Origin of the sequence: Nocardia sp. SYP-A9097 (genome assembly GCF_009649815.1) — a bacterium.
In the GTDB taxonomy this organism is placed as follows: Bacteria; Actinomycetota; Actinomycetes; order Mycobacteriales; family Mycobacteriaceae; genus Nocardia.
This window is the reverse complement of sequence record NZ_WJIC01000003.1, coordinates 91,984-104,680: the sequence shown is the minus strand read 5'-3', so window position 1 is coordinate 104,680 and position 12,697 is coordinate 91,984. Positions and strand designations below refer to the sequence as shown.

General features: G+C 66.3%; 10 protein-coding genes. 2 read left to right on the top strand and 8 right to left on the bottom strand.

Annotation, left to right across the window (positions count from 1 at the left end; genetic code table 11):
- Positions 1 to 35 precede the first annotated feature (35 nt).
- From GFY24_RS07735 to GFY24_RS43595, 6 genes are all read right to left on the bottom strand, one after another.
- Positions 36 to 863 carry a shikimate dehydrogenase gene (locus GFY24_RS07735; RefSeq protein WP_309230589.1) on the bottom strand — a complete coding sequence of 276 codons (828 nt, stop codon included), beginning with the start codon at positions 861 to 863 and terminating at the stop codon, positions 36 to 38.
- Complete coding sequence (gene mltG / locus GFY24_RS07730) at positions 838 to 2,283, bottom strand: endolytic transglycosylase MltG (RefSeq protein ID WP_153804326.1); 1,446 nt, start codon at positions 2,281 to 2,283, stop codon at positions 838 to 840. The genes GFY24_RS07735 and mltG overlap by 26 nt, the downstream gene beginning before the upstream one ends.
- Positions 2,280 to 2,783, bottom strand: coding sequence for a Holliday junction resolvase RuvX (gene ruvX, locus GFY24_RS07725; protein ID WP_309230588.1), 504 nt, complete (start codon positions 2,781 to 2,783; stop codon positions 2,280 to 2,282). Before ruvX ends, mltG begins: the two co-directional genes overlap by 4 nt.
- 77 nt (positions 2,784 to 2,860) lie before the next feature.
- Positions 2,861 to 5,527 (bottom strand): alanine--tRNA ligase, encoded by a 2,667-nt coding sequence (gene alaS, locus GFY24_RS07720; protein ID WP_309230587.1) that lies wholly within the window; start codon positions 5,525 to 5,527, stop codon positions 2,861 to 2,863.
- Positions 5,528 to 5,641: 114 nt separating this feature from the next.
- On the bottom strand, positions 5,642 to 6,844 hold the full coding sequence (locus GFY24_RS07715) for a cytochrome P450 (RefSeq protein ID WP_153804323.1): 1,203 nt from the start codon (positions 6,842 to 6,844) through the stop codon (positions 5,642 to 5,644).
- 90 nt (positions 6,845 to 6,934) lie between these two features.
- The gene (locus GFY24_RS43595; RefSeq protein WP_375336016.1) at positions 6,935 to 7,222 is read right to left on the bottom strand and encodes a Uma2 family endonuclease; all 288 of its coding nucleotides are present in this window, start codon (positions 7,220 to 7,222) and stop codon (positions 6,935 to 6,937) included.
- A 218-nt stretch (positions 7,223 to 7,440) separates the two neighbouring features.
- On the opposite strand from GFY24_RS43595, the gene GFY24_RS07705 reads away from it, so the two are divergent.
- Positions 7,441 to 8,226: a VOC family protein gene (locus GFY24_RS07705; RefSeq protein ID WP_153804322.1), complete on the top strand. Its 786-nt coding sequence runs from the start codon at positions 7,441 to 7,443 to the stop codon at positions 8,224 to 8,226.
- A 7-nt stretch (positions 8,227 to 8,233) separates the two neighbouring features.
- On the opposite strand, the gene GFY24_RS07700 is transcribed toward GFY24_RS07705, so the two are convergent.
- Entirely contained in the window at positions 8,234 to 9,583 is a 1,350-nt protein-coding gene (locus tag GFY24_RS07700) for a replication-associated recombination protein A (RefSeq protein ID WP_375336015.1), read from the bottom strand.
- Between the two features lie 141 nt (positions 9,584 to 9,724).
- Here GFY24_RS07700 and GFY24_RS07695 point away from each other — a divergent pair, with 141 nt between their 5' ends.
- On the top strand, positions 9,725 to 11,374 hold the full coding sequence (locus tag GFY24_RS07695) for an alkaline phosphatase D family protein (RefSeq protein ID WP_375336014.1): 1,650 nt from the start codon (positions 9,725 to 9,727) through the stop codon (positions 11,372 to 11,374).
- A gap of 62 nt (positions 11,375 to 11,436) precedes the next feature.
- Here the strand turns inward: GFY24_RS07695 and GFY24_RS07690 are convergent, their stop codons facing one another.
- Positions 11,437 to 12,606: a phosphotransferase family protein gene (locus GFY24_RS07690; RefSeq protein WP_153804700.1), complete on the bottom strand. Its 1,170-nt coding sequence runs from the start codon at positions 12,604 to 12,606 to the stop codon at positions 11,437 to 11,439.
- Positions 12,607 to 12,697 lie beyond the last annotated feature (91 nt).

Genomic DNA, 12,697 nt, shown 5'->3' with positions numbered 1-12,697 from the left:
GATTCTCGTGACGGTCGGCCTTGATCACCGGCCCACTAAAGCTGTACGGCCGCAGCCATTTCCGCGCGCGGGGCGGGCTTGCCGGTGAATAGTTCCACCTGGCCGTAGGCCTGGTTGAGGAGCATTTGCAGGCCGCTGACGACGGTGTGGCCCGCGCGGGCGACGGCCTCGGCGAGCGGGGTGGGCCAGGGGTTGTAGATGGCGTCCAGGACGACGGGGGCCTGCGCGATGGCGTCCGCGAACGGTTCCGCACCGGTGGCCGGGATGGTGCTGACGACCGCGTCGACCTCGGAGCAGACGAAACCGATTGTGTCGGAGTCGAATCCGATGACCTCGGCGGAGAGTCCCAGGCGTTCGGCGAGATCCAGGGTGTCGGCGGCGCGGCGGGGGCTGCGGGCGACGATGGTGACGGTGTGGACGCCGAGTTCGGCGAGGCCGAGCAGCGCGGGGCGAGCCGTACCACCCGCGCCGAGGACCACGGCCTTCTCGATCTCCTTCAGGCCCGCGCCCTCCAGCGCGCCACGTACGCCGTCGACGTCGGTGCAGTCGGCGCGCCAACCGTTTTCGATGCGCACCAGGGTGTTCGCCGAGCCGACCAGCTCGGCACGGTCGGTACGCTCGGTCGCGTATTCGAGGGCGGCGACCTTACCGGGCATGGTCACCGACAGGCCGACCCACTCGGGGCCGAGACCGTCTACGAGGCCGGGCAGTTGCTCGGCGTCACATTCGATGCGCTCATACGTCCAGTCCAGGCCCAGTGCCCGATAGGCGGCCAGGTGCAGTTGCGGCGAGCGCGAATGCGAGATGGGGCTGCCGAGTACGGCGGCCTTGCGGCGCTCACCGTCCACTGTCGAGAATTCCACTCTGCCTGGCCTTTTCGATATTGCGCAGATGCTCGTTATAGCTGTCGGTGAACAGCGTGGTGCCCTGCTTGTCGACGGTCACGAAGTACAGCCACGGGCCCGCCTCCGGCTTCTCCATGGCGCGCATGGCATCCAGCGAGGGTGCGGAGATGGGTGTCGCGGGCAGACCCGCCATGGCGTAGGTGTTCCAGGGGGTCTTGCGATTGCGGTCCGCGTCGGTGGTGGCGACCTCGGTGGCCGAGAGCGCGTAGTTGACCGTCGAGTCGAACTCCAGCTTTTGATCCGCCTTCAAGCGGTTCACGATCACCCGCGCCACCTTGGACATGTCCTGCGGCAGGGCTTCGCGCTCCACCAGCGACGCACCGATCAGCGTGTCATAGGGCGAGAGGCCGTTGGCGGCACCGGAATTCAGAATCCCGGTCGCCTCATAGCTGGCGGCGGAGTCACTGACCAGCTGCTTGAGAATCTGCTCCGGTGAGCCGCTCGGATCGAAATCCAGTGTGCCCGCGGCGATCAGACCCTCCAGCTGGCGACTGCGATCGGGCACCTGACGCACCCGGTCCATCGCCCAGGAGGGGACGCCCAGGGTGGCCGGATCGGCGCTACCACCGACGGCCTCGAGCTGGTCGTAGGTCACACATTTCGCGGCGGTACCGGTGCCGACACAGCTGGCATCGGCGATCTTGCGGTAGATGCCGTCCTTACGCGCGCCGGTATTCACATCGGTGGAGTCGTGCAATTGGCGGCCTTCGGAGATCACCACATTACCGACCCGCGAGCTCTTACCGACCAGTGCCACAACGGCTTCCGCGGCCTTGCTGTGACTGGGGATCGCGTAGTAGCCGGGCTGTACCGCGCTCATATTGTCATTGCGCACCGCGGCCTCGTAGAACGCGGCACTGCTGGCCACCACGCCCTTGGCGAACATGGTGTCCGCGATCTGGGTGGCGGTATCGCCGGGCTTGACCTGCACCACCGCGAGCGGGCCGGGGGTACCGGCGAAGTCCTCAGCCGGGCTGAACCGGTTCATGAACTTCCAGGCCGCAAATCCGGCCGCGCCGACGAACAATACGGCGAAGACGGTGCCGATGACCACGAGATTGCGGCGACGGCGCTTGCGCTCGGCGGCTTTACGGGAGGCCATGCGGGAGCGCCGCGGCCGCTGTCCGCGTCCACCTGAACCGCGGGACTGCCCGCGCCCACCCGAGCCGCGACCGCGGTCGGCGCGCTGCGGGGGTTGGCGGCGTGGCGGTTCCGGCTCCAGGATGGGCTCGTCGTCCTCGTCATCCTCGTAGCGCGGGATGACGGTGGTGTCGTCCTCATAGTCGTCCGCTTCCGACCATTCCAGGTCGTCGCGGCGGTATCGGTGTTCAGCGCTCTGCCGGTAACGTTCCTCGGCTCGCGTCCAGCGATCGGTCATGCAAGATCACCATCACCGCGCGGCTTCAATGCTGCACTCCGTTCGTCCAACCAACCTTGCAGGATCGACACGGCGGCCGCCTGATCGATGACCGACCGCTGCCCACGCGCGCGAACTCCACTGTCCCGCAACGCGCGTGCAGCAGACACCGTAGTCAAACGCTCGTCGGAAAGCCGCACCGGCACCGGTGCGATCAGGGTCCGCAAACGCCCCGCGAAGGTGGCCGCCAGCTTAGCCGACGAGCCGCTCTCTCCGCGTAAGGTGCGCGGCAGCCCCACGATCACCTCCACAGCCTCGTATTCGCGGACAAGTTCGGCAATTCGGGCAAGGTCCGGTGCGAGGGTGCCGGGCGCGATCTTCTTCGCCTTGGGCACGGTTTCGACGGGCGTGGCGAGCAGGCCGTCGGGATCGCTGGAGGCCACGCCGATGCGGACCGTCCCCACATCGAGCGCGATCCGCCGGCCGCGACCGGGATCGTCAGCGGGGGTGGGCCGGTCCACGGGAAAGCCCGCTGTTCCAGCCGATTTCCGAGCGTCGCCGTCGACGCCCGGACTGTCCGAGGGTTCGGAAGAGGACATCAGCCGGCGAGCTCGGCCACCCGCGCCCGCAAGGCCGACAATCCGGCCTCGATGCCATCGGGGTTCGAGCCCGCACCCTGCGCCATCTCCGGCTTACCGCCACCGCGACCATTGATGCTGGGGCCGAAGGACTGCACCAGATCGCCCGCCTTCACACCCAGCTCCTGCGCCGACTTGGTGACCGCGACCACGAACGGCACCTTGCCCTCGTCGTTGCCGAGCAGCGTCACAATGGCGGGCTCGGAACCGAAGCGGCCCTTGATGTCCTGCACCAGGGTGCGCAGATCGCCCGCGCCGACACCCTTGGGCGCGGCGGCGGCGACCAGCAGCACCTTGCCGACGCGCTGCGCCTGCTCCACGAAGGTGCCCGCGCTCGACAGCACGGCGGCCATCTTGGTGCGTTCCAGCTCTTTCTCGGCAACCTTGAGGCGCTCGACGAGCTGCTCCACGCGCCCGGGGACCTCTTCCGAGGGCACCTTCAGCGAGGAGGCGATGCCGGCGAGCAGCGCCCGCTCCTTGGCCAGGTACTTGTAGGAGTCAAGGCCCACAAAGGCTTCCACGCGGCGGATACCCGAGCCGACCGAGGACTCACCGAGCAGAGTGATCGGTCCGATCTGCGAGGAGTGCCGCACATGCGTGCCACCGCACAGCTCCATGGAGAACGGTCCGCCGATCTCCACCACGCGCACCTCATCGCCGTAGTTCTCGCCGAACAGGGCCATCGCGCCCATCTTCTTGGCGGACGGCAGATCGGTGACGAAGGTGTTCACGGCGAAGTCGTCCGCGACAGCGTTATTGGAGATGGCCTCGATATCGGCCTTCTGCTGCTCGGAAAGCCCGCCCTGCCAATTGAAGTCGAAGCGCAAATAGCCCGGCTTGTTCAGCGAACCGGCCTGAACGGCGTTGGGGCCCAGCACCTGTCGCAGCGCGGCATGCACCATATGCGTGCCGGAGTGGCCCTGGGTGGCACCGTGCCGCCACGACGGATCGACCTGCGCGAGAACGGTATCGCCCTCGGTGAGCTGGCCCGCCTCGACGGTGGACTTGTGCACCCACACCTTCTTGGCGATCTTCTGCACGTCATTGACGCGCACCTTCAGCCCGTGCGAGGACTGCAGCGAACCGCGATCGGCGATCTGACCACCGGACTCGGCGTACAGCGGCGAGCGGTCGAGAATGATCTCGACATCCTGGCCCACCGTGGCCACCGGCACCCGCACGCCGTCCTTGATGAGCGCGAGAACCGTTGCCTCGGTGGAGAGTTCGTCGAAACCGGTGAACTCGGTGGCGCCGCGGTCGACGAATTCCTTGTAGACCGTCAGATCCGCGTGGGCGTGCTTGCGGGAGTAGGCGTCCTCCTTGGCGCGGGCACGCTGCTCGGCCATGAGGGAACGGAAACCGTCCTCGTCGACCTGCAGACCGGCCTCGGCGGCCATCTCCAGGGTCAGGTCGATCGGGAAACCGTAGGTGTCGTGCAGCGTGAACGCCTCGGTACCGCTGATCTTCTTGCCGCCCTGGGCCTTCACCTCGGAGACGGCATCGTCGAACAGCTTGGAACCGGTCGTCAGCGTCTTGAGGAACGCGGATTCCTCACCGACAGCGACGGTTTCGATGCGCTTGAAATCGGTGGCCAGCTCCGGGTACGACGGGGCCATGAGTTCGCTGACGACCTTGATGAACTCACCCATCACCGGCTTCTCGGCACCCAGCAGACGGGCCGAACGGACGATGCGGCGCAGCAGGCGGCGCAGCACATAGCCGCGGCCGTCATTGCCCGGGTTCACGCCGTCCGCGATGAGCATGGCGGCGGTGCGGGCGTGGTCGGCGATGACACGGAAGCGCACATCATCGGTGTGCTCGACACCGTAGTTGCGGCCGGTCAGTTCCTCGGCCTTGCTGATGATCGGGCGCAGCAGGTCGGTCTCGTAGACATTGTCGACGCCCTGCAGCAGGAACGCGACGCGCTCGACGCCCATGCCGGTGTCGATATTCTGCTTGGGCAGCGGGCCTAGGATCTCGAAATCGTCCTTGCCGCGGCCTTCGCCGCGCTCGTTCTGCATGAAGACGAGGTTCCAGATTTCGAGGTAGCGATCCTCGTCGGCCTCCGGGCCGCCCTCGATACCGAACTCCGGACCGCGGTCGAAGTAGATCTCCGAGCACGGGCCGCACGGGCCGGGGATACCCATGGACCAGTAGTTGTCGGCCATACCGCGGCGCTGAATGCGCTCGGACGGCATACCGAGTTCGAGCCAGATGCGCTCGGCCTCGTCGTCATCGAGGTAGACCGTGGCCCACAGTTTTTCGGGGTCGAAGCCGTAGCCGCCGTCCTCGACGCTGTTGGTCAGCAGGGACCAGGCGAAGGAGATGGCCTGGCGCTTGAAGTAGTCGCCGAAGCTGAAGTTGCCCGCCATCTGGAAGAAGGTGTTGTGGCGGGTGGTGATGCCGACATTCTCGATATCGCCGGTGCGCACGCACTTCTGCACGCTGGTCGCGGTAGCCCAGGGCGGGGTTTGCTGACCGAGGAAATACGGCACGAACTGGACCATGCCCGCATTGACGAACAGCAGGTTGGGGTCGGCCAGGATCAGCGAGGCGCTGGGTACCTCGGTGTGTCCGGCACGAACGAAATGCTCCAGGAAGCGTCGGCGAATCTCGTGGGTCTGCACAGATGTCAAGCCTACCGGTCCCGGTCCAGCGAGTTTCCAGCCCCCACCTGGGAATGGATATCATCGCGGAGTCGACTGTGATCCCGGACCCATCGACGCCGGCACCCGGCCGAGCTACCAGCTCACCGGCAGCGACTTCGGGCCGCGCACGAGCATGCCGCGCTTCCACGGAATATCGGCATCCGCGGCGGCCAGGCGCAGGTTCGGGAAACGACCGAGCAGCGCTTCCAGGACCACCTGGAGTTCGATGCGGGCGAGTTGTGCGCCCAGGCAGTGGTGGAAACCGTGCCCGAAAGCCATATGCGGGTTGTGTTCTCGCGTCAGGTCCAGGGTGTCGGCGGCGGTGAAGACCGATTCGTCGCGATTGGCGGCCTGGGTATTGATGAAGACCGCGTCACCGGTGCGAATAAGCGTGCCGGAAAGCTCGATGTCCTCGGTCGCGATGCGCGGAAACCCGCCGCCGGAGCCCAGTTGGACGTAGCGCAGCAGTTCCTCCACCGCATTCGGCACCAGCTCCGGGTGCGCGCGCAGGAACTCCCACCGCCCTGGTTCGGAGAGCAGTACGTAGGTGAAATTGGCAATCTGATTGGCGGTTGTCTCATGGCCCGCGATGAGAATCGTGACACCGAGATTCACGAGCTCAGCCTCATTGAGGCGATCCCCGTCATCGCGGGCGGAGACCAGCGCGCCGAGCAGATCGTCGCGCGGACGTTCCCGGCGTTCGGCGACTTGTTCGCTCAAATAGGTTTCCAGGCCCGCGCGGGCGGTGACGATCTGCTCGCGGGTCGCGGCCGTGGTGGACATGACGGTGTCGGAGAACTCCCGGAACCGATGCTGATCCCGCGGCGGAACCCCGAGCATTTCGCAGATGACGGTGACCGGCAGCGGCAAGGCCAGCGCCGGAATCAGATCGGCGGGCGAGCCGTCGCGCACCATATCGTCGAGCAGGCCGTCGACGATCTCCCGCACGTGCGGCCGCAATGCCCGAACTCGCTGACCGGTGAACGCCTTGGCCACCAGCTTCCGCAGCCGAGTGTGCCCGGGCGGATCGGTATTGAGCAGCGAATCACCGCGCGCCGGTTCGGGTGTCACCCGTGGCAGGTCCTCGCGCCCGACCACGGCCGCACGACTGAACCGCGAATCGGCGAGCACGATCCGCACATCCTCGAACCGCGTGACCAGCCACCCCTCCCCACCGAACGGCAGCTCGATCCGTGAAACCGGTTCGTCCCGTTGCAGTTTCGCGAAGAGCGGATGCGCATCCAGTCGAACCGGTTCACCGAACGGATACCGGCGCACTTCGATGTGAGTGGTCATGCCAATGTCCTTCCCGAAGGAGTCCCGACCCAGAGTAGGAGCGCCGCAGCGCCCCGTCAACGATCGAATTCCCTTACGGCGGAGGAAGACTCAGCGAACCCAATTCTTCAACGGGGCCGTGTCCAAGGCGATTTCCACGGGTGCGGGCAGCTCGACCTGCGCACCGAATGGCAGACGCACGGGCAAGGAATAGACGCCGTCAACCGGAAGGCTGTAAACGATTGTCTCGCACGTATCGCGGTCGATCAGCAGGTAAATCGGAATACCCGCCTCGGCATATGCGCGAGGCTTCTCGACCCGTCCCGCCGCTCGGAATCGGAATCGGAATCGTACGACGTGACCTCTACGACCATGAGCGCCGAATCCGCATCGACCCAATTCCCCTGACCCGAAAAAGAACCATCCGGGGCGAGGACCGCATCCGCCCGGGCACGCCCGTTGCGATACTTCTCAACTTTCAGGTCAACCGGATTGTGGTCGCCAGGTCGGAGCGCGAGTTCGGTGGATAACCGGACATCAGGGGTGGGGAGTTCTAGGCTCGCGGTGTCGGCTCATAGGCCGTGAGCCGGTACTTCCCGCCCGAGAGGAGTTCGGCTATGCCGCACGTGAGTTCATATGAACCGGGAGTCCCCAACTGGGTAGATCTGGCTACCCCGGATATCAACGCATCCAAGGCCTTCTACGGTGAGCTGTTCGGCTGGAAAGCCAATGTCTCACCCGATCCGCAGTACGGCGGCTACACCATGTTCACCCTCGGCGATACCGAGGGAAATGAAGTCGCCGCGGCCATGCCCATCATGATGGAGGGCCAGCCCCCCGCCTGGACCACCTATATCAATGTGCTCGATGTCGACGCCACCGCGAAGGCCGTGCAGGCCGCGGGCGGACAACTCTTCATGGAACCGATGGACGTACCCGAGCAAGGCCGGATGGCCGTATTCGCCGATACCACCGGCGCGGCCCTGGCCGCCTGGCAGCCGTACGGATTCAAGGGCGCGAGCACCGTCAACGAACCCGGCAGCTGGTGTTGGAGCGAACTCAACGGCCGAGATGTGGACGCGGCCAAGGCTTTCTACGGTGAGGTCTTCGGCTGGGACAGCAGCACGGCCGCATTCGGCACCACCTCCTATACCGAATTCAAGGTCGGCGGCCGGTCCATCGCGGGCATGATGCAGATGGACGACAATTGGCCGCCCGACGTTCCCGCGCACTGGATGGTCTATTTCGCGGTCGCCGATGCCGATGCCACCGCGACCAAAACCGGTCAGCTGGGTGGCACGGTCACGGTTCCGCCGACCGATATCCCGATCGGCCGCTTCGCCGTTCTCGGTGATCCGCAGGGCGCGCACTTCTCGGTCATCAAGCTGAACGCGACCATGTAATCGCCCCCTACCGACCGCGGACTATGCGGCGAAGTTTGGTAACTCGGGGGCCTACTTCGCGCTCATAGCCGTGGTCGGTGGGGTGGTAGTAATCCGTGCCGACGAGCTCATCGGGCGGATACTGCTGCGCGAGAACACCATCCGGATGGTCGTGCGGGTATTTGTAGCCCTGGGCATTGCCGAGTGCGGCCGCACCACCGTAGTGACCGTCACGCAGATGCGGCGGGACCGCACCCGCCTTGCCCGCGCGCACATCGGCTATGGCCGCGCCGATACCCTTCACCACCGCACCGGATTTGGGGGCGGTGGCAATGTGGATGGTGGCCTGGGTGAGCGCCAGTTGCGCCTCCGGCATACCGACCAATTGCACGACTTGCGCTGCGGCGACGGCGGTTTGGAGCGCGGAGGGGTCGGCCATCCCGACCTCCTCGCTGGCCTGGATCATCAGCCGGCGGGCGATGAACCGCGGATCCTCACCGGCGCTGATCATGCGGGCCAGATAGTGCAGTGCCGCATCCACATCCGAGCCGCGCAGGGATTTGATGAACGCGCTGATGACGTCGTAATGCTGATCGCCCGCGCGGTCGTAGCGCACGGCGGCCTTGTCCACGCTGGCTTCGACGAGTTCCACGCCGACGGTGCCATCGAGGGATGATTCGGCCGAGGCCTCGAGCGCGGTGAGCGAGCGCCGGGCATCGCCGCCCGCAATGCGCACGATGTGATCGAGCGCCTCCTCGGACACCGTGTACTCCCCCGCCAGCCCGCGCGGGTCCTCGATGGCGCGGGTCAGCACCGTGCGAATATCGGCCTCCGACAAGGAGGTCAGCTGCAGCACGAGCGACCGGGACAGCAGCGGCGACACCACCGAGAACGACGGGTTCTCCGTGGTCGCGGCCACCAGCAGCACGATCCGGTTTTCGACCGCGGCCAGCAGGGCGTCCTGCTGCGTCTTGGAAAACCGGTGCACCTCATCGATGAAGAGCACGGTCTGCTCCCCCGCGGTGAGCCGCCGCCGCGCCAATTCGATGACCCCGCGCACCTCTTTCACGCCCGCCGACAGCGCCGACAGCGCCTCGAACCGGCGACCGGTCGCCTGCGAAATGAGCGAGGCGAGGGTGGTCTTACCGGTGCCGGGCGGCCCGTACAGCAGTACCGATGCCGCGCCCGAGCCTTCGATCAATCTGCGTAGTGGTGATCCGGGGCCCAGCAGATGCTGCTGTCCCACCACCTCGTCCAGATTTCGCGGCCGCATGCGGACGGCCAGGGGCGCGAAGCCCTCACCCATCGGCGCAATACTCGGCACGAATTCGTCGGCCACGTCCTCCGTCCCCGGTGCATCGAACAACCCGTCACTCACCCCGCGACCGTACCGCCCGGCCCCGACAAACTCGCCGCCACCGGGCGCGCGTGCCGCGACCGGGCGGGGTGCCGGACGCTTCACGAACTGTTCATCTGTCCAGATTTGCCTGTGGGTGCCGAATCGTATGTGATCTGTCCCGTGCGCTCCCCCGAGATCCTCGCTGCCCGATTCGATCGACGCTCCGCCCTGAAGGGTGGTGGCGTCGCGGTCGCGGCATCATTGCTCGCTTCCGGCGTAGGGCGCGCGGACTCCCCGGAGTCCGCGGTCTTCCGGCATGGCATCGCCTCCGGCGATCCGCTGCCGGGCGGGATGATCATCTGGACTCGGGTCACGCCGTCCGAGGACGCGACTCCGGGCTCGGGCTCGGGCGCGTCGACGGCGGTGCGCTGGGAGGTTGCCACCGACTCCGGTTTCGCGGCCGTCGTCGCATCGGGAACCCAGACCGCGACAACGGATTCCGATCACACCATCAAGGTCGATGTCTCCGGGCTGACCGCGGGACGCGAATACTTCTATCGTTTCAGCGCTTTGGGCCAGACCTCGGTGGTGGGCCGCACGCATACCGCACCCGCCACCTCGGACACTCCGGAGCGGCTGCGGCTCGGCGTGGTGTCCTGCGCGAACTGGGAGGCCGGTTACTTCGGGGCATACCGGCATCTGGCGGCGCGCGGGGATCTCGATGCCATCGTGCATCTGGGCGACTACATCTACGAGTACCAGCGCGGCGAGTACGGCGGGCGCAATGGTTCGGTGCGCTGGCATGAGCCCGCGCACGAGATCGTGAGCCTGGCCGATTATCGAATTCGGCACGCGCAGTACAAGACCGATCCGGATCTGGCGGATCTGCATACCCGGCTGCCGTTCATCTGCACCTGGGACGATCATGAGTCGGCCGATAATGCCTGGTCCGGTGGTGCGGAGAATCATCAGCCCGCCACCGAGGGCGATTGGCAGGCCCGGCGCGCGGCGGCCCTGCAGGCATACCTGGAGTGGATGCCGGTGCGCACCGGCGGCGATCGGCGGCTGTACCGGCGACTGCGCTTCGGCACGCTCGCCGAGCTCTCCATGCTGGATCTGCGCAGCTACCGCAGCGAGCAGGCCAAGTCCGGATCGGGCTGGCGCGCGGTGGACAATCCGGATCGCACCATCGCGGGCAAGGACCAATTGGACTGGGTCTCAGCCGGTTTGACCTCCGCGCCGGTGAGCTGGAAGTTGGTCGGCAATCCGGTCATGATCGCGCCGCTGGTCTTCCCGCCGCTGGATCCCGATGCGACCAAGGCGCTCACCGAGCTCATCGGCATTCCGGAGTCGGGCATTCCGGCCAATCTGGATCAGTGGGACGGATACACCGCCGACCGGCAGAAACTGCTGCACGCCATCACCGACAATCAGATCGCCGATGTGGTGTTCCTGACCGGCGATATCCACACCTCCTGGGCCGCGGATGTACCCCTGGATGCCGGCACGTACCCGGCCGGACCGACCGCGGGCGTGGAATTCGTTGTGCCGTCGGTGTCTTCGCAGAGCATGGGCGATATGACCAAGACGCCGCCGCGTACCGCCTCCGTGGTCGCCGAATCGGCGCTGACCTCGGTCAACCGCCACCTGCACTATGCCGAGCTGGATTCGCACGGCTACGGCGTCCTGCATGTCGATGCCGAGCAGGCGCAGATGGACTGGTTCTACCTCAATGACGTCACCGACCCCAATACCGGTGTGCGCCACGGCAGTTCCTTCGGGGTCCGGCGCGGTGGGCGTATCGAGCCGCGCGCGACGCCCGTGGTCTGAGACGAACCGCTGAACAGCGAAAGGCCGGGATCCGATGTGGATCCCGGCCTTTCGCTTCGGATCTACTCTTCCCAGTGCTCCTCGAGCGTCGCCGACACGTGCTCGGCGAAATCGCCCAGTGAGTCGTCACCGGTGCAGCGGGCGTCCTCGGCGAGGGCGGCCCAGCGATTGATCAGCGCCGCCGAACGCGGAATCGAGAGTCCGTGCTCACGGGCGGCGGCAATGCGGGTGTGATCTGCGGGCAGGAACCAGTACGTGGACAACCACACCCAGATGAGGCGTGCCTCGAGAATGCGCTCGGCGAGCACATTGTCATCGGCGAGGGCGGGCCAGACCGCGACCACTTCCGAGCGCCAGGCTTCGACCATCTGCCGGGCGCGTTCGCGGGAGAGCTCGAAATCGCAGAGGCAGCCCGGGAAAGAGACCAGGGCGTACGCGATATCGAGCGTCGCGTCACGGAAGCCTCCCCATTCGTAGTCGAGGAACCGGGCGCCCTCGTCATTGAGAATGACATTGTCGGGACACAGATCCGAGGGACTGAAGGCGCGGTAGCGCCCGGCGGAGAACAGTCGGTTACCGCGCACGATGCGTTCGGCGATCTCGCCCGGCACCTCGATGCCGAGTTCGCGCTGCAGCATGATTGGCACCTCGGAGACGGCGGTCTCGGCCTGCTGGGCGATACCGTCGACCCGGTGCACCACGTCGACGCGGCGTAGCAGGGCCACGAAGTCGGCTTCACGGCCGACGGTCGCGGCGTGCATCCGGCCCAGAGCCTGCGCGAACGCCATGAGCGAATTGCGCCCGGCGGGTTCGGCGTTCGCCTGTAGGACCGCGGTGAGTGACGTGTTCTCACCGAGGTCGCTGAGTATGAGGAGCCGATCGGGGAGGCTGTACGCGAGTAGGTACGCGCCCGGTCGGTGATCGCGCCCCAGCGCGGTGGTGAATTGGTAGGAGACCGCCTCCCGCAGGAATGCGGAGTCGATGCTTGCCACACCGGGTGCCATGCCCCCGGTGCGTCGTTCCTGTGCGGCGCCGCGTACCTGCTTCACTATGAGTGTGCGAGGAAGTGAAAACGCGTTCTCCGCAACACGTACGCGTAGCACCGTCGTCCTACCACTGCCGCTGAGTTCCATAGGATCGCTCAGCTTTACCGGAGCACCCATTCGCTTTGTGAGCAACTGCTGTGCCGCGGACACGACTTCGGCGGCGCGTTCGGCCAATAGTGCGGTCATCTCGTCCCAAGTTACTCGCACCAGGTCACTTTCAGCGAGCGGTTACGCAACCTTTCGCGCGTCGCCCGGCGTGTCTCGGTGCGGGGTTTGC

What these genes read in the sequence shown, in the direction of transcription:
- GFY24_RS07705 (WP_153804322.1), top strand. Translation starts at nt 7,441, where the DNA reads ATGCCGCACGTGAGTTCATATGAACCGGGAGTCCCCAACTGGGTAGAT.
- GFY24_RS07715 (WP_153804323.1), bottom strand. Translation starts at nt 6,844, where the DNA reads ATGACCACTCACATCGAAGTGCGCCGGTATCCGTTCGGTGAACCGGTT.
- GFY24_RS07690 (WP_153804700.1), bottom strand. Translation starts at nt 12,606, where the DNA reads ATGACCGCACTATTGGCCGAACGCGCCGCCGAAGTCGTGTCCGCGGCA.
- mltG (WP_153804326.1), bottom strand. Translation starts at nt 2,283, where the DNA reads ATGACCGATCGCTGGACGCGAGCCGAGGAACGTTACCGGCAGAGCGCT.